At 59.9% G+C, this 21,427-nt stretch carries 22 protein-coding genes and 1 pseudogene; 3 read left to right on the forward strand and 20 right to left on the reverse strand.

The window, feature by feature from the left end; genetic code table 11:
* Positions 1-69 precede the first annotated feature (69 nt).
* From JWR17_RS11940 to JWR17_RS12030, 19 genes are all read right to left on the reverse strand, one after another.
* Positions 70-1,323 carry a hypothetical protein gene (locus JWR17_RS11940; protein ID WP_299831624.1) on the reverse strand — a complete coding sequence of 418 codons (1,254 nt, stop codon included), beginning with the start codon at positions 1,321-1,323 and terminating at the stop codon, positions 70-72.
* A gap of 417 nt (positions 1,324-1,740) precedes the next feature.
* Positions 1,741-2,700, reverse strand: a complete 960-nt coding sequence (locus JWR17_RS11945; protein ID WP_299831626.1) for a PDR/VanB family oxidoreductase — start codon at positions 2,698-2,700, stop codon at positions 1,741-1,743.
* A 3-nt stretch (positions 2,701-2,703) separates the two neighbouring features.
* On the reverse strand, positions 2,704-3,180 hold the full coding sequence (locus JWR17_RS11950; RefSeq protein ID WP_299831630.1) for a Rid family hydrolase: 477 nt from the start codon (positions 3,178-3,180) through the stop codon (positions 2,704-2,706).
* A complete protein-coding gene (locus tag JWR17_RS11955) occupies positions 3,177-4,211 on the reverse strand; it encodes an aromatic ring-hydroxylating dioxygenase subunit alpha (RefSeq protein WP_299831633.1) in 1,035 nt (344 codons plus the stop codon). Before JWR17_RS11955 ends, JWR17_RS11950 begins: the two co-directional genes overlap by 4 nt.
* 17 nt (positions 4,212-4,228) lie before the next feature.
* Positions 4,229-4,450 (reverse strand): recombinase-like helix-turn-helix domain-containing protein, encoded by a 222-nt coding sequence (locus JWR17_RS11960; RefSeq protein ID WP_299831636.1) that lies wholly within the window; start codon positions 4,448-4,450, stop codon positions 4,229-4,231.
* A 1-nt stretch (position 4,451) separates the two neighbouring features.
* Positions 4,452-4,769, reverse strand: coding sequence for a hypothetical protein (locus JWR17_RS11965; protein ID WP_299831639.1), 318 nt, complete (start codon positions 4,767-4,769; stop codon positions 4,452-4,454).
* The gene (locus JWR17_RS11970) at positions 4,766-5,731 is read right to left on the reverse strand and encodes a VOC family protein (protein ID WP_299831641.1); all 966 of its coding nucleotides are present in this window, start codon (positions 5,729-5,731) and stop codon (positions 4,766-4,768) included. The genes JWR17_RS11965 and JWR17_RS11970 overlap by 4 nt, the downstream gene beginning before the upstream one ends.
* Positions 5,728-7,224 (reverse strand): aldehyde dehydrogenase, encoded by a 1,497-nt coding sequence (locus JWR17_RS11975; RefSeq protein WP_299831643.1) that lies wholly within the window; start codon positions 7,222-7,224, stop codon positions 5,728-5,730. Before JWR17_RS11975 ends, JWR17_RS11970 begins: the two co-directional genes overlap by 4 nt.
* A 12-nt stretch (positions 7,225-7,236) precedes the next feature.
* Positions 7,237-8,040, reverse strand: a complete 804-nt coding sequence (locus JWR17_RS11980) for an aspartate dehydrogenase (protein ID WP_299831644.1) — start codon at positions 8,038-8,040, stop codon at positions 7,237-7,239.
* A gap of 10 nt (positions 8,041-8,050) precedes the next feature.
* Complete coding sequence (locus JWR17_RS11985) at positions 8,051-9,733, reverse strand: thiamine pyrophosphate-binding protein (RefSeq protein ID WP_299831645.1); 1,683 nt, start codon at positions 9,731-9,733, stop codon at positions 8,051-8,053.
* A complete protein-coding gene (locus JWR17_RS11990) occupies positions 9,726-10,523 on the reverse strand; it encodes an SDR family oxidoreductase (RefSeq protein ID WP_299831646.1) in 798 nt (265 codons plus the stop codon). Before JWR17_RS11990 ends, JWR17_RS11985 begins: the two co-directional genes overlap by 8 nt.
* A gap of 1 nt (position 10,524) precedes the next feature.
* Entirely contained in the window at positions 10,525-11,346 is an 822-nt protein-coding gene (locus JWR17_RS11995; RefSeq protein WP_299831648.1) for an IclR family transcriptional regulator, read from the reverse strand.
* Entirely contained in the window at positions 11,343-12,218 is an 876-nt protein-coding gene (locus JWR17_RS12000) for an alpha/beta hydrolase (RefSeq protein WP_299831649.1), read from the reverse strand. The genes JWR17_RS11995 and JWR17_RS12000 overlap by 4 nt, the downstream gene beginning before the upstream one ends.
* Before the next feature lie 4 nt (positions 12,219-12,222).
* Positions 12,223-12,762 carry a cupin domain-containing protein gene (locus tag JWR17_RS12005; RefSeq protein ID WP_299831651.1) on the reverse strand — a complete coding sequence of 180 codons (540 nt, stop codon included), beginning with the start codon at positions 12,760-12,762 and terminating at the stop codon, positions 12,223-12,225.
* A gap of 34 nt (positions 12,763-12,796) precedes the next feature.
* Positions 12,797-13,561 carry an SDR family oxidoreductase gene (locus JWR17_RS12010; protein WP_299831653.1) on the reverse strand — a complete coding sequence of 255 codons (765 nt, stop codon included), beginning with the start codon at positions 13,559-13,561 and terminating at the stop codon, positions 12,797-12,799.
* Positions 13,561-14,337: an ABC transporter permease gene (locus JWR17_RS12015; protein ID WP_299831655.1), complete on the reverse strand. Its 777-nt coding sequence runs from the start codon at positions 14,335-14,337 to the stop codon at positions 13,561-13,563. The genes JWR17_RS12010 and JWR17_RS12015 overlap by 1 nt, the downstream gene beginning before the upstream one ends.
* 34 nt (positions 14,338-14,371) lie before the next feature.
* Positions 14,372-15,340 (reverse strand): ABC transporter substrate-binding protein, encoded by a 969-nt coding sequence (locus JWR17_RS12020; RefSeq protein ID WP_299831666.1) that lies wholly within the window; start codon positions 15,338-15,340, stop codon positions 14,372-14,374.
* A 59-nt stretch (positions 15,341-15,399) separates the two neighbouring features.
* Positions 15,400-16,233, reverse strand: a complete 834-nt coding sequence (locus JWR17_RS12025) for an ABC transporter ATP-binding protein (RefSeq protein ID WP_299831668.1) — start codon at positions 16,231-16,233, stop codon at positions 15,400-15,402.
* Positions 16,234-16,525: 292 nt separating this feature from the next.
* The gene (locus JWR17_RS12030; RefSeq protein WP_299831657.1) at positions 16,526-17,668 is read right to left on the reverse strand and encodes an FAD-dependent monooxygenase; all 1,143 of its coding nucleotides are present in this window, start codon (positions 17,666-17,668) and stop codon (positions 16,526-16,528) included.
* 758 nt (positions 17,669-18,426) lie between these two features.
* On the opposite strand from JWR17_RS12030, the pseudogene JWR17_RS12035 reads away from it, so the two are divergent.
* The 3 genes and pseudogenes from JWR17_RS12035 to JWR17_RS12045 all read left to right on the forward strand — a co-directional run.
* A pseudogene (locus tag JWR17_RS12035) lies at positions 18,427-18,867 on the forward strand (membrane-bound PQQ-dependent dehydrogenase, glucose/quinate/shikimate family); the annotation flags it as partial.
* Between the two features lie 187 nt (positions 18,868-19,054).
* Entirely contained in the window at positions 19,055-19,585 is a 531-nt protein-coding gene (locus tag JWR17_RS12040; protein ID WP_299831659.1) for a hypothetical protein, read from the forward strand.
* Complete coding sequence (locus tag JWR17_RS12045) at positions 19,551-20,348, forward strand: hypothetical protein (protein ID WP_299831660.1); 798 nt, start codon at positions 19,551-19,553, stop codon at positions 20,346-20,348. The genes JWR17_RS12040 and JWR17_RS12045 overlap by 35 nt, the downstream gene beginning before the upstream one ends.
* Positions 20,349-20,560: 212 nt before the next feature.
* On the opposite strand, the gene JWR17_RS12050 is transcribed toward JWR17_RS12045, so the two are convergent.
* On the reverse strand, positions 20,561-21,169 hold the full coding sequence (locus tag JWR17_RS12050; RefSeq protein ID WP_299831662.1) for a dTMP kinase: 609 nt from the start codon (positions 21,167-21,169) through the stop codon (positions 20,561-20,563).
* Positions 21,170-21,427: the final 258 nt, after the last annotated feature.

Consider the following 21,427-nt stretch of genomic DNA (forward strand, 5'->3'; position numbering starts at 1 on the left):
TAGCTGGGGCGACACTTTACACACCCGCTGCCGCTCGGCGAAAGGCCCACCGAAGTGGGCCGATGTGCCTCAGAAGTAGTAACCGATGTTGACGTTGGTGCGGTAGTACCACTGGTTGCTGCCAACCGATGAGGTGCTGGTCCAGCCGGTACCGTTCTCTGCACCGCCATAGGGGTTGGCGTTCTTGGCCCAGGTCAGGTCTATCCAAGCCATGACAGGCAGGGCGAACAGCTGCGCGCCGACGGTGTACATCTGCGAGTCGTCCCAGCCGCTCTTGTCTTTCATCATGCGGCTGTAGTCGTTGTAAAGCTTGATCTTCTTCAACTGGCCCAGCTTTGGGGTGTAGATGTCGTAACCGATGTTCAGCGCCGCCATCGTCGCCTTGGAAGCGATGAGGTAGGCGGGTGTCAGGCCGTTACCTCCCATGAGCACCGAATCCTTGCTAACGCCATTGGGGTTCTTGGGGTCGTACTCGTAGCGGATGGCTTCAGCGGTAGCGGTCCACGGGCCGTTATTGATGACCGTGTGCAGGCCGACGGCCCAGTAGCTGCCGTTGTCGTCGGTAGTTTCGTTGTACAGCTGGGAGGCCGCCAGCGAAGCACCAACTTCGGTTTTCCAGTCGCCGCTGGTAAAGGTGCGAGCGACACGGGCGTTCACCTGGTTGCGCTTTTCGTTGTCCTGGCCGGACTGGGTGAAGGCGACCGCATTGTCCTTGACGTCGGCGTAGCGGGAAATCTCTCCCGAGTAGCGCGTGCCGCCTGGCGCCATGCGCGGGAAGTAGCCCAGTTGCACGTCCCAGTCTTTGTCCTTGTAACTGTACTTGGCGCCCAGACCATCGCTTACGCCGTAACCCATGAAGAAGGGGATGTGGTAGCTCCAGCCGAACTGCGGGTAGGGTTCCAGGCCGAACGGCTTGAACGGCAGGCCCACCTGCATATTGGACTGCGAGGTGAGGTTGTAACCCACGTAGCCGCGGTCGACGGAACGTTTGTTGAGGTCATAGAACCAGTAATTGATGTCGACGAAGGCCTTTTTATAAGTGGCCTTGAGATCGAAACGCATCGTGTCGAACAACCAGCGAGTGTTGTTTTCGCTGGTGCTCCAGTGCTCGTCGCGCCAGTTGGTACGCAATGCACCGCCAAGATCGAAGCTGGCATCGCCATCGCCGCTGCGCCAGGAAATATGCGGGAATGGCTTCTTCACCCCTGGTTTCGGCGCTACGGGCGCGGCGACCGATTGAGTATTGGTGACATCGGGGCCTGGCTCGGCGGCACACAAGCCCGCACTAAGCAGCAACCCCACTCTCATGATGTACTTGTTCATTGCGACCTCACCTGCAAGTGTACTGCTGCGGATATGACTGGCAACAGGAGGGCCCTTGTCTCTATGGACAAGTATGCCGGTAGTTGCACAATTAAAGTTAAGTGTTGTTTCAAGGGTGACACGCCGTCTTACCAGCGAGCTCGCAAGTAATAGAGCAGGAAGCGTGCCATTCTTAATCTGGTACTATTAGTTAATAAAAAGTATTTATTTTCAATGAATTACATGCGAAACAAAGAAATTTGTATCACAGGTGAAACTTACCTGTTTGGCAGTTACCGATATGCACGTTTGGGGAGCGAAAGTGGTGCGAATCGAAACTTGTTGGGGCGTCGAATCTATTTGAGGCAAGGCATGTAATTGACCCGGGCAAAAAAAAGCCGACGAGGAGTCGGCCACAGCTTCCAAAAAAGCATGTCATTAAATATCGAGTACCAGGCGTCGGCTCTTGCAGCCGGACACACAGACCATCATCGACTCATTGGCGGCGCGCTCGGCTTTGCTCAATACGCCGTCGCGGTGATCGATCTCACCCTCCAGCACTTTGGTTTCACAGGAACCGCATACTCCTTCGCGGCAGCTGTAATCGATGTCGCATCCCGCTTCGAGCAGGACATCGAGCAGGTTAAGGCCGGGCTCCAAGGTGAGCGTCTTGCCGGATTTTTTCAGCTCGACACTGTAGCTGTCCTGGGCATCTTCGGAGGGCGGCAGCTCGGCCGCGGCGAAGCGCTCGATATGGGCATGGGGGTAGCCTAGGCTCTCGCAGGTGCTTTCGAACGCATCGAGCATGGGCGTCGGCCCGCAGCAATAGAAATGCGTATCCGCCGGTTGTCCCGCCAGGTAGTGGCGCAGGTCAGGGGCGGTGTCTTTCTCGTCATTGAAGTGCAGCACTACGTTGGCGTCCAGGCCGCTGAGTTCATCGACCAGTGCGGCTTCCTTGCGTGAGCGAGCGCAGTAGATCAGTTCGGCGGATTTACCAAGTGCAAGCAATCGGCGGAACATGCAGTAGATCGGTGTGATGCCGATGCCGCCAGCCACCAGCACGCTATGGGAGGCGCCGGTGTCGAGTGCAAAGTTGTTGCGCGGCCCGGAGATCTGCAAGGTGGTGCCGACGCGCAATTGCTCGTGCACCCACAGCGAGCCCCCGCGGCTGCCGCGGTCGCGCAGGATGCCCACTACGTACCGGCCTTGCTCCGCCGGCGAATTGAGCAGCGAGTAACTGCGTACCAAGCCATTGGGCAGGTGCAGGTCGATATGCGATCCGGCCTCGAACGGTGCGAATACGCAGTCGCCATGGGGGCGGAGTTCGACACTCATGATGCCTTCAGCTTCATGGCGCAAGGTGTGGACCAACGCAGTGAGGGTAGAGGAAATGTACATGGTTCAGCCCTTTACGATAGGGGTTGCAGGCGCGACGACCGCGCGCAGATCGATGTCGAGACGCGCACTGGCTTCGATTTCCACCACCAGTTCCGGAAATACCAGGCCGCTGACTTCCACCAGCGTCGAGGTCGGGTAGGTGGCAAAGCCGGCAAAGAAATCCCGGCGGGCGCAGCCCACCTCATCCTTGTCGGAGATCGCTGTGACGTAGACGGTCAGCCGGTAGATATTGCCAATGTGCCCGCCTGCGGCTTCGACCAGCGCGCGTGCCTTGTTCAACACCAACAGGGTCTGATCGTAGGCGCCCAGAGGGGTTCCGGCTTCGGCTGCCTGGCGGGTGGCGGGATGCCCGGTCATGCCGGACATCATCACGTCATTGCCCAGCAGCAGGGCATTGGACCAGGTGGCCGTGGCCAGCTCGTTCAGGCCTGGGGCCTGAACGCGCTGGACTGCCACGGTAGCTGTGGAGACTGTGCTCATGAGACCGCCTTAGTCTCGATCAGCGCCGTTTGTTCCTTGGCCTTGCCCTTGAGATAGCGGCGAATACGCACCACGCCGAGGTCGTGCTGGTAGAGGTTTTCGCGCTGGTTGGCGTCGAATTCCATGTTCTCCAGCAGTACCCGATCCTGTTCCAGCACTGCCCAGTGGCGCGCTTCCAGGCGGTTCTTGTAGAGGAACCGCCAGGTGTCGCGCTGCCAGCCGGTCAAGGGCCGGGCGCGCCAGTGGAATACGCCGCACATCTGCGTGTCCCCCGGGGTGTAGCTGCCAACGATGGTGAAATTACCGCCGGGGCCGCCGGTCTTCGGATAGGGGATCTCCAGACGCAGCCAGTGGCAGCCGTTGTCGAGGAATTCGGTCCAGTCGAAGTTCACGCCTCGCTGGCCTTCTTTCTCGAAAAAAAAGCCCTGATCGGTATCACGGGTAACGAACCTGGCGGTCGCTTCGCCTTCGCTCATGGAGTGCGACATCTTGTGCAGGTAGGTGCCGTGCATCGGGTCCATGACGTTGTCGATCACGTAGCGGTAGTCTCCTTTCCATTCGGTGTAGCAAACGAAATGGCTCCAGTCAGGTGACGTCAGTTGCTCGGGCAGCACCAGCTCCGGCGGCTCGGCCAGATGCGGGTCGGTGGCATTGAAGACGAAGATCACGCCGGCCGCTTCACGGGTGTGGAACATGCGGGTCGGGCGGCTGCCTTCGAGCTTGCAGCCGGGGCTGCCAGGGACCTTGGTCACGGTGCCGTCATAGCGCACTTCGACGCCGTGGTAAGGGCATTGGAGGCGATCTCCTAGTACCGGGCCCTGGGACAGCGGTGCGCCGCGATGCGGGCAATGGTCTTCGAGGGCATGGGCGCTGCCGTCGTTGTCGCGCCACAAGGCGATCTTGTAGCCCAGGCGACGAATTGACAGGGGTTTGTCGCCCAACAGCGCCGAAGGCAGCAGCGGGAACCACAGGTCCTTGAGGCCTTTGACCAGAACGTTTTCAACAGGATCAACGGTCAGTTGCATATTCATCTCTTATCCTCCGAGGCTCAGGCGCCGAGCTTGGCCATCAGGGTGCTGTAGGTGTCCGCCGTCCATTCGCCGCTGTTGAGCGGGCAGGGCGGACCCGCCAGGTTCAGGTGATCGAGCAGGCTGGGCAGGTCGTATTTACCGGCCCCGAAGGCGCGCTCGATGGAATCGCCGAGCAAGTCTTCGAACGGTGTGTTCGGGCGCAAGCGCGTCTGGTGGGTTTCGTTGTAGGGCTCGCTCATTTCATTGGCCTCCGTTGCGGACCCGTTCGCGGATCATTTCGCGGACCGGGACAAAGTCATAGGTGGGGTAGCATTCGGTGCGGAACACGCCCCAGGCGGAGCGCTCCAGTTCGACGTTGAGCTTGGGTAGCAGTGCCGGCGGCAAGCGCAGGGTGACGATCTGGCCCAGGCCCATGGCTACGGTCCAGTTCACCACTTGCACGCCTTCAACGGGAAAGCGCTCCCACCAATCGACCTTTTTCATGTGGGCCTGGATATCGTCGAGGTTCTTGGCTTGGTCGTGCTTGAGCAGCACGGTCAGCAGCATCGTGTCGGTCATGGCTTGGGTTTGTCCGTGAGGAACTTGCCCTGAGGCGCTTCGATGTTCTGTTGGCGACGGGTATTGCCATCGATACCACCGGCGATGGCCCATTCAGCGAATACCGTTGGGCCCGGTTCGAATTCCCGGGGCTGCCATTCACCGGTCAGTTGGTCTTCGTCGGCGTAGTACTCTACCAGTGCCCCTGCGGGGTTCTTGAAGTACCAGAAGAAGGCCGACGACACCGGATGTCGGCCCGGACCAATTTCCGTGGTCCAGCCGCTACGGGAAACGTGCATGCCGCCGCCGAACACTTCATGCACGTCGCGCACGGTGAAGGCCACATGATTGAGGCCGGCCCGGGGTGCGGGCAGCTGCAGCATGAACAGGTCGTGGTGGCCGCCTTCCTCGGCGGTGCGCAAAAAGGCGCCGCGATTGGGGTAGCGATCCGAGGCCTGAAAGCCGAAGCGCTGGTGATAGAAGGCCTCGCAGGCATTGACGTCGGTGACGAAGAACACCACATGGCCGACTTCGATGGGCGTGGCGCGCTCGTACACCGGTGCCGGCTTGTTGATGCGGCCCTTGACCTGCCAGGTGTTGTGGCCACTGCACTCGATGTCGAGGGTGCGCTTGCGGGTCACTTGCAGGCGGATCGCCAGGCCGTTGGGGTCAGTGCAGCCGATGCGACCGTTGCCTTCCACGAAACCAGGGTCGTTGGCGATGCGCTGGCTGTAGAGGGCCAGATCAGCCTGGTTTTCGACACCCCAGACGACTTCGCGAATGGTCGAGCCGATTTCGATAGCCGGTGGCAGGCCGGGTTTGTCCTTGGCGGCAAGCACCACTCGGCAACCGTTGAGGGTTTCGAAGATCACTTCGTCAGGGGCGCAGCTGACTTGCTTCAGGCCCCAGTCGGCAAAAAACCGCACGCAGGTGTCGAGGTCTTCGACGCCGTAGGTGACTTCATCAATACCCAATACGCTCATAGCGTTACCTCCCGTTGCTCACTGGCCCAAGCCAGCGGCTGTTGGTTCATGCCCCAGTAGAGGCTTTTCTGTTCCATGTACTGCAGGATGCCCAGGCGGCCTTTTTCACGGCCCAAGCCGCTGTCTCGCCAGCCACCAAAGGGGGTGGAAATGGAGAACTGCTTGTACGTGTTGATCCACACCGTTCCGGCCTGGATCTTGCGGCCCAGAGCCCAGGCGCGTTTGTAGTCGCGGCTCCAGATGCCGGCGGCGAGGGCATACAGGCTGTCGTTGGCTTGATCGATCAGGTCGGCTTCATCGTCGAATGGCAGGGCCACCAGCACTGGCCCAAAAATCTCTTCCTGGCAGACGCGCTGGTCGTTGCTCAGGCCTTCAAGAATGGTCGGCGGGAAAAAGAAGCCCCGGTCGTAATCTCCACCGCGCAGGCGCTCGCCGCCCAGGCGCAGCCGGCCGCCTTCGCTGAGGCCGAGCGCGACATAGCGCTCCACCGATTCGCGGTGCGCGGCACTGATCAGCGGGCCCATTTGCGTGCTCTCGTCGGCCGGGTTGCCGACCTTAATGGTGGCTGCCGCCGCGCACAGGCGCTGCATGAAAGGCTCATACAAAGCGCGCGCAACGAACAGCCGCGAACCGGCGATGCAGGCCTCGCCCGAAGAGCTGAAAATACCGTAGAGCACGCCGGATACCGCGTGATCTAGATCGGCATCGTCTAGCACGATGGTCGGTGATTTGCCGCCCAGCTCCAGGGACACGGGCATCATCTTGTCGGCGGCGATATGGGCGATGTGCTTGCCGGTGCGCGTGCCGCCGGTGAATGACACGCGCTTGATCAATGGGTGTTGGGTCAGCGCGTCACCCAAGATCGAACCCTTGCCCGGCAGCACGCTGATCAGGCCCTTGGGCAGGCCCGCTTCTTCGCAGATGCGCGCCAGTTGCAGGGCCAGCAGCGGGGTGATTTCCGCAGGCTTGATCACCACCGCGTTACCGGCTGCCAGTGCGGGCGCAACTTTCTGGGCCTCGCTGGCGATTGGTGAATTCCACGGCGTGATGGCCGCCACCACGCCCATGGGTTCGTAGACGCTCATGGTGACGTAATCGCCCCGCGACGGGGTGATGGTCTCTTCCAGGGTTTCGCAGGCTGCGGCAAAGAACTGGAACGTTCCAGCGGCGCTGGCGACCAGATTGCGGGTTTCGCCGATCGGCTTGCCGTTGTCCTGGCGCTGCAGTTGCGCAAGTTCTTCGCCTTGCTCGCGGATCAACTGTGCGATGCGATACAGCACTGCAGCTCGCTCGTGGGGTTTGCGTTGCGCCCAGCCACTATGCAAAAACGCCTGATGGGCACCTTGTACAGCGTCTTCGACGTCCTCCAGGCTGGCGGCGTTGAGCCAGGCGACGGGTTCGCCGGTGGCGGGGTAGTAACTGGCATAGCGCTCGCCACGGCCCAGGCGCCATTGGCCGGCGATGCACAGGGGTAAGGTTTGTTCGGTGGTCATTGATTGCCTCGCTTAAATGGAAATCGCATGGGCATGGTTGCCGAGGGCGCGCACTACGCTGTACACGGTCAGCGCCGAGGTCTTCGGGTTGGCCAGCAGGGGTTTGCCGCGCAGGCTCAACTCGAAGCGCCCGAACGCACCGCGGGCCTCGAACTGGTGAACGTTCTCGTCACTCTGCGGATCGGCGATCAGCGTCACCTGGGTACGGTCCAGGCCCAACCCGGCCAGTGACAACGTGGCGGCGACGTTGGCATTTTTGGGGTACAACCGCGCAGCTTCACGGGCCGAACCCTGGAAAATTACCGTGGCTTCGGTGATCGCGTCCAGGTCGCAGGCCAGCTCGCCTGGGGTGTTCTTCCACGCCTTGGCCGGTTTGCGGCCGGTGTAGCTGACCCTGTCCAGCCCGCCGACTTTGGCGGCCGACAGGGCATCGATACCGCCGATGGCACCGGGCAGAAGTTCGATGCGTGTGTTGCCCCGTTGCGCGGCGGCCTCCAGGCGCTCCACCAAACCGACCTCAGACAGGGCACCCACCGACACGATCAGGCAGGCGATGCCACGCTCCAAGGCGGGCAGCACGTGTTCTTCAATCGCTCGGTGGCCGGCGCACTCGACCAGCAGGTCAGGACGCGTATCCGCCGGCAGCGCGGTCAGCACTTTGGGGGGGTGTTTGAAACTGGCCAGACGTTGGCGTACCAAGTCTTCGGAGCCGGCTGAGGCGATCACGTAGTCGACGCACAGCTGTGGGTCTTGCTCGAGCAGTTCCAGCACCCCGACGCCAATGGCGCCACAGCCGATCATGGTGATATGCAGCATGGTGCGATCCTCAGGCGGTGGCCTTCTGGGCTTTGGTTTCGCTATTGGGCGGGCCGGCGAACTGAGTGGCGAAGTCGCCGACAGCCAACATGTCCACTTCCAGCAAGAAGGGGCCCGGCTGACTGGATGCGTTTTCCAGCTCAGCGCTGAAATCCTTGAGGTCGCTGACCAGGCCATGGCGGATGCCCATGGATTCGGCCAACTGGGTGTAGTCCGGGGTGTGCAGCTCGACGTAGGCATGGCGGGCGCCGTAGATAGCGTCCTGGATGTTGCGGATCACGCCGTAACGTTGATCGTTCATCAACAGGATCACGACGTTGGCCTTCTCCTGTACCAGGGTCGCCAGCTCACCCAGGTTGAGGATGAAACCGCCGTCACCCGCCAGGGCGAAGACCTTGCGTTGCGGGTCGTACTCGGCGGCTGCGATGCCTGCACCGATGCCCATGGCCAAGCCTTGGCCGATGCCGCCGCCCAACGCATGCACCCCGGCTTGTGGGTGATAAAGGTTGAGCAGGCGGTTGCCCCAGATGCTGTTGGACAGCGTAACGTCGCGCACCCAGCTGAAGTTGCGCCCGGTCGCGGCTTGCAGTTGCTCGACCATGGACGCGTAAGGACCCAGATCGGCGACCAGGGCGGCGCGGGACTTGCTGCGTACCTCGTTGAGATCGGTGAAGAACTGCGGATCGGTCTGCAGACGACCTTCGAGGCGGTCGGCCAGCGCATCGAGGGTTAGCGCGGCATCGCCGCAGACGAACAGATCACTGGAGTAGCTGCGTCCTTCGATCGCCGGGTTGGCGTCGATACGCAGGGTGTTGTCAGGGAGCTTGAGCGCGTACTTGAACGTCTCGTTGCTGCGCAGGCGCGAGCCGGCAATCAGCAAGGCGTCGCAGCTCTGCATGAAGGTTTCCACCAGGCGGTTCTGGGAGAACGCGCCCAGGCAACGCGCGTCGTCTTCATTGACCACACCGCGGCCTTGGGTCGATGTGATTACGCCTACACCCATGTCCATCAGGCGCTTGACCGCCTTGCCGGCGTGGCGAGCGCCACCACCGAGCCACAGCAGTGGCCGCTTGGCCAGGAGCATCCGTTCGGCCATCTGCTCCAGGGCTTCGCGCGCAGGGGCGGCTACTGGCACCGGTAGGGGGGCGAGGTCGGTGGGCATGGTAATGAAGGTAGACTGGATATCGATCGGGATCTCAACGCTGACCGGCCCTGTGGGCGCGGTCATGGCCGTCTGCACGGCGAGCTTCAAGGTGCTCAGCGCGGTCTCGACGCTGCGCACACGGAAGGCCGCCTTGGACACGGCCTTGAGCATGGTCAACTGGTCGCGGGCTTCGTGGATGTAGGCAAACTCTTGATCCAGATACGCCGTTTCGATCTGGCCGGTAATGTGCAACAGGGGCGTGCCTGCGGTAAGCGCCTCGACCATGGCTCCCGCAGCGTTGCCGGCGGCGGTGCCGGTAGACGTCAGGCACACGCCCAGGCCACCGCTGGTGCGGGCATAAGCATCGGCCATATTGGTGGCGCCAGCCTCACCGCGAGCCATCACGAAGCGGATATTGCCGCGCACCGCGAAGGCGTCGAGGATCGGCATGTTGTGGATCGAGATCACGCCGAACGCGGCCTTGACGTCACATTGTTCTAGAAAGGCGGTGATAGCAGCGCCTACGGTCACTTGGTTGTCATTACGCATGGCGGGACAGGCCTCCGGAAACGTCGATATGGCTGCCTGTGGTGTAAGCCGACAGGGGTGATGCCAGAAAAAGAATTGCCTGCGCCGCTTCGATCGGCAGGCCCAGGCGGGCTAAGGGAATCTGTTTGTTCACGGCCAGCCGCGCGGTCCATTGCGCCCAGTCGAGTTCTCGTTCTGCGCGCGCTTCGAAGCGCCGCCGCCATTGCCCGGACTCCACCAGGCCAATGAGGATCCCGTTGACGCGCACCTGTTTGGGCGCGAACTCGAACGCCATGGAGCGCACCAGGTTCTTCAGGCCCGCACGCGCCGCAGAGGTGGCGACCATATGGGGTTCCGGCTGGCTGGCCAGTAGCGAATTGACACACACGATCGCGGCATTCGCGCAGCGCTCGAGCTGGGGCAGAAACGCTCGCACGGGGTAGATCACCGAGAAGAACTTGAGATTGAGCTCTTCGCTCCAGGCCTCGTCGGTAGTGTCGGCAAAGGTCGATACGCGCCCTTGGCCGGCATTGTTGATCAGCACCTGGGCCGGGCCGAAGGCCTCGAGGCTGGCGGCGGCGAAGGACTTGACCGAGGCGGCGTCGAGCACGTCGCAAGGCTGGGCCAGCAGGCGAGCCTTGGGGAAACGCTCACGTAGCTGGCGGTCAGCATTGCGTAAGCGTTGTTCGTTACGGCCACAGAACGCCACGGCGGCGCCGGCTTCGAGCAGCAGTTCGACGCACGCCAGGCCGATGCCTGACGAGCCGCCGGTGACGATGGCGGTGCTGCCCTGGAGTGGATAAAGGCTCATTTCAGTCTCTCATCAGCGCGGTGACGCGGCTGCCATGGCTGGGGGTGTAATTGAGCAAACGTGAAAGCTCGTCGGCGCTGCGACGCACCTTATCGAGCAGTTCTTCAAAGTTGACGTGGCCGATCTGCGCGGTCGGGATGGTCACGCCCAGCGCTGCGGCAATGCGCCCGGAGTGATCGCGCACCGGGGCGGCGACGGTAGAGATCGCTGACTCAAAGAAGCCTTCGCCGCTGACGAAGCCGCGCTCGCGGTCGTGCTGCACCAGATCGAACAGCTCCAGCACGGTCTTGGGCGTGCAGTGCGAATGCTGTTCCAGGTGTTCTTCTGGGTACAGCTCGCGCAGTTCCGCCAAGGACAGGTCTTCGAGCAGGATGCGCCCCAGCACCGTGGCATGGGCTGGCAGGCGCGTGCCAACGTTGACGGCGCTGGAAAACACCGATGGCGGCGATACTTTGGCCACGTAGACGATCGAGCGTCCGTCGCGCACCACCAGGTTGCTCGGGAAGTTGAGCTTGTCACACAGCCGCGCCAGTAACGGTTGGCCCAGCTCGGTCAGCTCCAGGGAGGCCAGGTATTCAAACCCCAGGCGCAACACTGACATGCCCAGGCGGTATTCATTGCCCTTACGGGTGACGAAGCCCATGGTTTCCAGAGTGGTGAGCAGGCGAAAGATGGTCGAGCGCGGCAGTTCCAGGCGGCGAGCCAGTTCGGGGGCGGTGAGGGTACGGTTCTGGCGAGTGAATTCGCACAGCAGCAACAAACCGCGCTCTAACCCGGGAACGATGTATTTATCCTGCGAATCCTTCAGATCGGAGTCATTCATTGAGCACTTCCTGGCAGTGATTCCTTGAGGGCGAAGGCCAGTCGGCCTGCCACCAGATGAGGTTGTTCGATAGGGCTGGCATGCCCGGCATCGGGGATCAGGGTGAAGGGCGCACCCAGCGCCTTGGCCAGCGTCAGGCAGGCCTCGGGGGCGGTGATCCCGTCCGCTTCGCCGCAGTGCACTTCACAAGGCACCGCCAGCGGGGTGTGGCGTAGCAGGTCAGCGCCACACAGTAGTTCGATGGCCTGACGATAACCATCGGCGTTGAGCCGCGACATGTTCCAGCGCACCCATTCCAGCGCCTTGACGCTAGGCCGCGGCGAGAGCATGGCTGCGCTGCGCTGGGCGGCCATCTGCGCAATGCCCAGTTGTTCGAGCGTACTGATGCGTTTGCTTCGCACCTGTTGGCGCTGAATCTCGCGAGCCGGGCCGCCATAGCCCCGCGCCGGGCTGATCAGCACCAGGCGGCGCACCCGCTGTGGATACAGGCGCGTAAAGGCGGCGGCCGTGATGGCGCCCAGTGAGTGGCCGACTAGCAGGCAATCGTCGATGCCCAGCGCGTCCAGGGTGGCGACCAGACGCTCGGCGTAATCCTCGGCACTCGGTGCCTCGACCGACAGCGGCGTCGAGTCGCCATAGCCCGGGGCTTCCCAGGCCACCACGCGGGCGTACTGCCCTAGTAGCAGGGCGACTTCCAGCCACGACCCGGCGCCTGAGCCGATACCGTGCAATAGCATTACGGCGGGTCCGGTGCCGGTCTCGCGAACGGCTTGGGAGCTGTCGTCGAGCACCAGGGTGCGTTGTGCGAAGCGCTGGGCAAGCAGCGCCTCGAGATCGGCGACAGGGCTGCGGGTATGGGTGGCTGGCAACATGGGGTTATCCGCGCTTGACCGACGCCAGAGGGTGCTCTGGCGGATAGGTCGGAGTAACCGGTTTTTTCGCGCCGAGCATCACGCACATCAACGCGTCTTCGTCACCGATGTTGATCTCCTCGCGGTACACGCCTGGCGGTACGGAAATCACGTCGCGGTCGGTGAGGATGGTCTCGTAGCGCTCGCCGTCCTTCTCGATCACCACCTTGAGTTTGCCGCGCAGCACGAAGAACACTTCTTCGACGTCGGTGTGCAGGTGGGGCGGACCTTCGTGGCCGGCGGGGATGACCATGGTGCTGAAGGTGAAGTTCTCCGAGGGGATGGTGTTCATGTCGGTGCTGACGCCGGTGCCGCCAGTGCCGATATAGCGCATCTGTGCGCGACCGTATTTGGGGTCGAAGTCGGCTTGGAACTTGAGCGCATTCCAGTCGTATTTGCGGGTCTCGTAACGTGCGACGCGGCTCTGCATCCAGGCTTCGAGGCTGGCGCCTTCAGGACGTTCCCAGCTTTTTGGGGCTTCGGTGGTGGTGGACAGGTCAGTCATGGCAGTCTCCATTTTCATTAAATTCAACAAGGGTTCAGGGCATGACGAACCCGCCGTTGACCGGCAGGGTTTGTCCAGTGATGAAGCGGGCCAGGTTCGACAGGGCGAATACCACGGCGCCGCTGACGTCCTCGGGCAACTGCGCACGTTGGATGGCGCGTTGTTCGGTGTACTGGCGGTGGCGCGCTTCGGGCACATAAGCAGTGGCTTCTACCAGTACCAGGCCGGGGGCAATGGCATTGACAGTGATGTTGTCGACGCCCAGTTCACGGGCCAGGCTGCGGGTCATGGCGATGATCGCGCCCTTGCTGGCGACATAGGCCATCAGGTTGGGGGCGCCCCACAGCGGTGTGTCGGAGGCCAGGTTGACGATGGCGCCCTGGCCGCTCTGGCGCAGTGCCGGCAGGCAAGCGATAGTCATCAGCCAAGTACCGCGCACGTTGACCTGCATGACCTGATCCCAGGTATCAATGCTTAGCGCTTCGCAGGACTTGCCGCCGGAGTTGGTCACCGACGCGTTATTGACCAGGCCATCGAGGCCGCCCAGTCGTTCGCTAGCCTGGGCGGCGCAGCTCTGGATAGATAGCGGATCGGCCAGGTCGACGCTCAGACCGCTAACGTCCAGGCCCAAGGCGCGCAGATCGGCAGCGGCCTGCTGTACGCGCTCGGCCAGGATATCGGCGATGACCACGCGCCCGCCGGCTTCGGCGATGGCTTGGGCGAATGCATAGCCCAAGCCGCGAGCGCCACCGGTGATGAGCACGCGGCGACCTTGCAACAGTTGGTTCGAATGGTTCATCAGTTGGTGCTCAGCATGGCTTTGGGCATGTAATGCAGGACGCGTTTCTCGGCCCAGACCACCGCGCCATAGGCCAGCACGCCGATCAGGGTGAGCATGACGATGGCAACAAACACACCAGCGGTGTTGCCCTGGCCTTCAGCGTCCACGAGCAGAAAGCCCAGGCCCTGATTGCCGCCGACTAGCTCGCCGACGGTCACGCCGATGACGGCCAGGGTCGAGGCGATGCGCAAGCCGGAGAACAGCGCGGCCATCGCCGAAGGGAACTCCACCAGGCGGAAAATCTGCCAGCGGCTCGCGTTCATGGTGCGCACCAGGTTGATCATGTCCGGGTCCACGGTACGGATCGCCGAGAGCACGTTAATCATCACCGGGAAGAATACGATCAGTACCGCGATCAGGATCTTCGGATACACGGTGTAGCCCAGCCACATAACGAACAGCGGAGCGAATGCCACTTTTGGCGCGATCTGCAGCGCCAGGATGTAGGGCGAGAGCATGGCTTCGGCCTTGGGCGAAAGGCCCAGAGAGGTGCCGATCACCACCCCCAGCAGGCCTCCGAGGGCAAAGCCCACCACAATCTCCACGGCGGTGATCAGGGTATGTTCCAGCAGGTTGCTGGCGCTCCACATCAGCACGCCTTCCTGCGCCACTCGGCTCAGCTTGGGCATGACGAATTCAGGCATGGCCAGCAGGCCAGGGCCCCATTGCCACAGGGCGAGAAACAGGATCAGCAGAGCAACGCTGCCGAACATCGAATTGTTGAGGCTTTTCATCAAGGTAGTACCTTTGCGCTTACGACACGGGCCCTTACTTGGCGGCAGTGGTGGTGTCGATGAACTGGTTGGTGTAGAGGTCTTCGAGCTTCGGTTCCTTGCTGACGATGCCTTCGCTCACGTAGAACTGGCGGACCTTTTCCAGGCGCTGCGGGTCGATGCGACCGAGTACGGTCTGCTGCGCGTAGACGTGCTCGACGTAGAGCTTGAAGGTCTTCTCCAGCTGCGCTTCCTTGCCGGCGTAGCTTGGCACGGCCTTAGCGAACGTCGCGGCGGCGGCATGGGGATCGGCGATGATGTCGCGCATGCCCTGCAGAGTGGCCTGGACCACGCCGCGGACGATCTCGGGGTGATTGTTGATGGCGTCGTCAGAAGCCATGATCGATTGCGCCATGCTCTCGAACACTTGATCCTGGGGGATCAGCTTGACGTTGAGGCCCGCTTCCTGCGAGTCGGTCACCCAGTCTGGAACGCCGGCCATGGCTGCAGATTTCTTGGCGGCGAACAGCTGCCACACACCAGCAGGTCCTGCGGCCTGGATGTTGACGTCGTTCTTGTCCAGGCCGGCCTTGCGCAGGGAGGCGAGGAGGGCGTAGTACGTGGTGTCGGAGTACGACATCACTGTCAGGGTCTTGCCCTTGAGATCCTTCACCGAGTTGATGTTCTCGTCGGCATTGGTGGCGATCATGGTCACCCCGCCGGCACCCAGTACCGCCACGTCGCGCACCGGAATACCGTTGGCGCGGACCACGATCGGTGTATCTCCGATAGCCCCGCCGATCAGTGCATTGCCCGCGCCGATCTGCTTGGCGACGTCGACCCCGCCCTTGGCCGCAATGAACGTGACGTTCAAGTCCTCGCTAGCGTAGTAGCCCTTTTCCTTGGCGATGATCCACGGCGCGAACGCGGCGGAGCTGGGCGGAGCGGGCAACAGATAGGTGACGTCAGTGGCGGCATGGGCGGCCAATGCGAAACTAAGGCCGAGGGCAGTCGATGCAGTCATGACAGCGAATTTGAACATGGTGACTCCTGAAGGGGTTGAAGGGCCGTTCGGGGCAGTGATCAATGCAGATCGGTGTCTTCGCCGACTTTGAGCAGCTCCATCAGGCGACCGGCAAGCGGACCGATCTCGGCGAGCTTCCGGCGTTCCAAGGGGTTTTCGCGGTAGGGCAAATCGACGACGATTTCTTCGATGATGGTGCCGGGCCTCGCGCTCATTACCAGCAGTCGATCGGACATGGCGATAGCCTCTACCAGGTCGTGAGTGATGAACAGGGCGGTCTTTTTTTCCTCGAACAACATGCGGGCCATGTCTTGCTGCAGGATCATCTTGGTCTGCGCATCAAGGGCCGAAAACGGCTCGTCGAGGAACAGCACCTGTGGGTCCATGGCCAAGGTGCGAGCCAAGGCTGCGCGTTGGCGCATGCCACCTGACAGCTGAAACGGATGGTGGTCCGCGAAGCCCTGCAGGTGGCAGCGGTCGAGCAGGTCTTCAGCGATAGTGCGGCGCTCGTTGGCGGCCATGCCCTGGATTTCGAGGCCCAGCTCAACATTCTGACGAATGCTGCGCCACGGCATGAGCAGGTCCTTCTGCAGCATGAACGCAACCTTCTTCACCGGGCCGTTGACGGCTTCGCCGCCGACGAACACTTCGCCTTCACTAGGGCGGTAGAGGCCCGAGCCCATGTTGAGAATGGTGCTTTTACCGCAACCGGAAGGGCCGATGATCGACACCACTTCGCCGCGGGCGATGGTGAAGTTCACGTCACGGATAGCGAATGGCGCATCGGCTTTCCCTTTGGCTGGGAAGCTCTTGCCGACTTTGCGGAATTCTATCTCGGTTGGCTCGTTGGCCAAGCGGCGGGCTTCTGTCCAGTCGGGGGCGATTGCAAACATCTCTTTGACAGCCATTGGGAAAGGTCTCTGGTCTGTTTTACTAGTGATACAACGGTTAGTGCATGAACAATGCCATATGGGTTTGAATCATCGTTAATTAATAAAACTGATGATAATCAATTAGTTGCATCAGCTCTGAAGGTCAACGCATGTTTTATATATGAAACGACGTTTGTAATGTGATACGGCGCTGCACATTTCTCGGGCACTGTTACATTTTGTGCCAAATAACAGTGCTTTTTTGGAACATTGTTTTATATATGAAACAGCGCCGCTGTCGTGAGGTCGCGGGTTATGCCGCTGGGCGGGTAGAGACTTGCCAAGCGTCGTAGCCATACACCCAATCGGCATTGCCGCCCGCCTTGAGCCATTGGTTGCCGCGCGAGCCGATCTGGATCTGACTGGCGCGCTCCATCCGTGCGTTCTGGTAGTTCAGCAAGGCATCGGTCATCTGTCTCGCAGACTGCACTTCATTGAGTGCTCGCGCCAAGACCACGGCATCCTCGATTGCCTGGCCAGCACCCTGGGCCATGAACGGCATCATCGGATGGCACGCATCGCCCAGTAGCACCAGGTGGTCCTGGGTCCAATAGGGCAGCGGATCGCGCTCATACAGGGCGGTCTTCAATACTTCATCGCAGGCATCGAGCAGCGCGCGGGCATCGGGATGGAAGTCGGCATAACTGTCGCGCAGTTCGCTGACGCTGCCAGGGGTGGTCCAGCTCTCTTCATGCCAGCTGTCCTGGGCGGTGGTGGCGAAGATAAAGATGTCTTCGCCGCGGTTGAGCGGGAAGGTGACGATCTGGCTATAGGCCGTTGGCCCCCACCACTTGGTGAACGCCTGGATATTCGGCACATGAGCCACGCGGCTGGCCGGCACCACGGCGCGGAAGGCAACGACCCCGGTAAAGCGCGGACTCTCTTTGCCGAACATGGTATTGCGCACCACCGAATGAATACCGTCGGCACCGATCAGTACGTCCATCTTCGCCTGGCTGCCGTCGCTGAATTGCAGCAGCGCACCGTCCAGGTCCTGACTAGCGGCTACGGCACGCTTGGCGAACTGGACCTGTTCCAGCGGGAAGGCATCGGCCAGCACGCTGAGCAGGTCGGCGCGGTGGATGGTCAACTGCGGCGCGCCGTATTGGCGTTCGGCAACGTCGGACATTTCCAGCCGGGAAGTTTCTTCGCCGGTGTCCCAGATACGGCTTATGCGGTGGGTAGGGCGGGCGGCAAAGCGGCGGATGCCTTCGCCTATACCCAAGCCGTCCAGAGCTTTGACGGCATTAGGAGTGAGGTTGATGTCCGCGCCGACGCGCATGAACGCCTTCGCCTGCTCGTACACCGTGACCTGATGCCCTGCGCGATGGAGGGCGATAGCGGCACACAGGCCGCCGATACCAGCGCCTAGGATGCTTATGGAAAGTGCTTTCACGTGTTACCTCGGTGTTTGATGGGTGAGGCAACGTTTCATGCACGGGAGATGCCATTATTTCCCTAATTAAGGAAATAACTATTTTCCGTAGATTTCAGATACTTAAAGGCTTTTTACTGGTGAAACATCTGGCTGAGGTGCCAATATGCGCCAACGCGTAGCACCGTTTGATCGCGGTGCTACTTTCCGTCACTTTTTGCAGCAGAGTGGGTGTGGGAACGGCGGGGCTCATCCGGGAGGAGCTGGCCTTAAAGCGTCTAGTTCTGGCTGGGATGCAGAACGTTGGCAGGCCGCTTCTGGCCCAGGCTGTGTGAAAACGTAGCGAGCGAAGGCAAGACAAGGCAAAAACAGGCGAGAAACGGCCGGGGTCGCGATCGACTCTACCGGTTGTAAATGAGCATTTTGATCGGACTCGCGTACGAGCCTGTTTTTAACGCAGTATTGCGTGGTAGCACCGAGGTGCCCAGCCCGCAGTAGTTTTCACCCAGCCTGGCCGACAGCAGCCTGTCGCAGCGCGTGCTGTGGAGATCTGCTTTACATCGACTGAACCGATACCACGTCCACATACCGGAATTTCTTCCGGGCTGCCTTGGTGGCCTCCTGCTCTGCCAACAAAGTACTCAGCCTAGGGGTAAAGGCTTTCGAGACCTTTTATTTGGCCAACTTCGATAAGGGCACGCGGAAACGTTCGGCCGGACCTTCTCTACGCTAGCAGTAATTACTGGCGGACATTTTTCTCCGCTGCCGAATAACCTTGTTTCGGCACCAATGGCCATGTTGATCTGAAAGCCGGTCTTGGCGATGTCCCGGACAGCTATTATCAATTGTCCTCGGCGCCGCTGATGGCCGGCACCACCGTGGTGGTCGGCGGTCGCGTTGCCGACAACGTTCAGACCGACATGCCGGGTGGCGTGGTTCGTGGTTTTGACGTGATCAGCGGCCAGATGCGTTGGGCGTTCGATCCGGGTAACCCGGTAAGCAAAACCGTTCCGGCAGGGAACAGCACCTACGTACGCAGCACCCCAAACAGTTGGGCGCCGATGTCTTACGATCCGGCAACCAACACTACGTTCCTGCCAATGGGTAGTTCGTCCACCGACATCTATGGTGTTGAACGCACCGAATTGAACCACAAGTACGGCGCATCGCTGCTGGCTCTGGACGCCACCAACGGTGCCGAGAAGTGGGTGTACCAGACCGATGTCCGCAGGCCAGCGAAGTGAATCGTGGGTTCGCATAATGTATATTATGTTAAATAACGGGTCATGTCATAGATGTTCATAAGCAGGCCAAGGTACTGATCCGACAAACCCGCTTATGACGTCCACTATCTCAACGGGTCATGTACTGGTGTTCATAACCCGTCATTGAATGAGGTGGCCGCTAATGAAGCTGATTCAGTGTCGTTTCTCTCCACATCAGCTCGTGTCGCTGCTCGTGCAAGCTGGTAAAGCGGCGACGTTGCCCATGCTCATTCCATGTATCTTCATCCAGCTCAAGCTCAGGCATCCTGCATACAACACCGCCGCAGCGCACCTGCTTGCAACCAGGCTTTCTACACCTATGCCAAAAGCCGAGATCTGGATATCGACGACATCTTGGCCTGCCACTTCAGGCGCTTTTGGCATTATTGGACGGTTACACGATCTGGTCTACGAGCGCTATATCCAGAACGAACAGCGCCCTCTGCGTGACGGCAAACTTATGAAATTGCTTTACCGCTATTTGTTCATCTCCGACCGAGGCCGTCCGCTGTCGACCCGCGCGTATCAGGTCGTGTGGTGTTGCTTGTGGATTTATCAGCGCCTATGCTTCCTGCCGTTTCTGCCACTCGGACGAAATTACGCAACTCTGCAATCCACGTACACTCCTAGAGACTCCCATGGACGTTGTCGAAGAAAAACCATCGGTTGTTGAGAAACCTGCCGTTGCATTTGCCGCCCGCATTGGATCGCTTGTGGCGGTTCCGATTCTCGCATCGATTTGCTATGCAGCGCTTTACCTTACCGGGCTGGTTTATAGGCAGATTTACCTTGAGCGGTTTGATGTTCCCGAGACTTTGTTCAAAAGTGACGTCAGTGAATACTTCGTCTACGCCTATATTGCCGTACTGGAGACACTCAGAAACTGGATGACCCTGATTTCTAATCCATGGGTCTGGCTTTCCATCATTGGCATTATCTTGCTGTTTGGCATTGAGTGGATTTGCCTAGAAAAACTTCCAAAAACTGCAGCAGCCAAATCTCTAGCAACCCCATTGGATCGTAATAAGTACATGGCATTAACGGCAGCCTTGGTTGGATTATCCGCTGCTGTCACTACAGTGCTTTTACTCGTTCCCTTAATAATCTTGCCCCTTATCATTGTGCCTGCGATTGTCGGCACTTACGGTGCGCATCAATCTTTGGAACGTGATCTCGCCATTTATGACAAAGGCTGTGATCACCCCAACAATCCTAAAGGTTACTGCCATGTGATCATGGACGGCTCTCGAATCGTAGCTACTGGATTTCTGGTGGCAGCGTCAAATACCCGAGTTGCGATCTACGAAAATGCGAAAGCCAAGATCATCCCTATCAAGACCTACACCATTGAGACGTTGCCACCTAAGGACTATTTGGCGTTGGCTGCTGCAGGTAAAATTGGAGGGATTACTAGCGCTAAGTCTGGTCAGCCATAACGTTGGCATCAACCGAGAGGGAGCTGGACAGCCCAGCGCCCTCCTCGGCTTCCTCCGTATATTGTGGTTGGATGGTGTCCAGCACAGCGATGGATCAGAACACGTTTATTGAAGTCGATGCAGGCCGTTTCATCATCGATCCTGTTAACAAACTATATCTACGGCTATCTCAACCGCATCAAGACCGGCGCAACGAACTTCGCTTATTGGCATCAAAGGACTCTATATATCTCAGAAATCACCTGCATCGTTGCGTCTTCGATCGTTCCTTCATTACGGCATAAAAACCAACCGTGATCTGCAATCGCTCGCTCGAACGCCTTGGTACAAGCGACATGTTCTTCCAGCTTATGGATCACAGTACTGCCCAGCCCACGCCGTCGTGCCGCTGCCCTCGCCCATGAAATATCAGGGGCGGTGACAACCCCGACATGCAGGTCTGGCACTCGCACGTTTCGATCGATGTTCAACTGTAGGATCTCTGCAAACGGGATTATCCGGCGAAACGCGGCATCAGATGGGTACCAGCGGTCAATCAAGATAATGCTGCCTGATGGCTGTTTAGCCAGCACGTGCTGGGAAATCCAAGTACGACTATCAGCAAAGCGCTCACAAACCCTCATCTCCAAATCCCGGGAGGGATATCTGACGAGCTCGTTAACCAGGGCCATTGTTTCACCCCTATAGGGATCGCTTTTTTTCTCGCAAAGCCGGATCACCTTTTTGTTGTCTGCCCTCAGTTCTTTAGTAACGGCCTCCAACAATGTGGTTTTGCCGGCTCCCTTGGGCCCATCTAGAGAAACAAATAACGAACGTTTCATTCTTCACATAACGATTGATACACGGATTTTGGTTCTGTTCATTCACTGGAACCGCTTGGCGCGACTACGCGAATCGAGTGGAGGGCCCTTATGAACAGACATTGATGAACACTCTAACCCGGTTTCTAGCTAAAGGGTCTCAAATCCAGGGGTACAGCCGCTTATGAACGTCGGTCATATTGAAGAGCATCTCAAAAAGGCAAAGTAAGGCTAAAACGGCTATTTTAAGCCGACGAAAAACACCCCAGACGGGTCATA

Source organism: Pseudomonas sp., from assembly GCF_028293835.1.
Taxonomy (GTDB): domain Bacteria; phylum Pseudomonadota; class Gammaproteobacteria; order Pseudomonadales; family Pseudomonadaceae; genus Aquipseudomonas.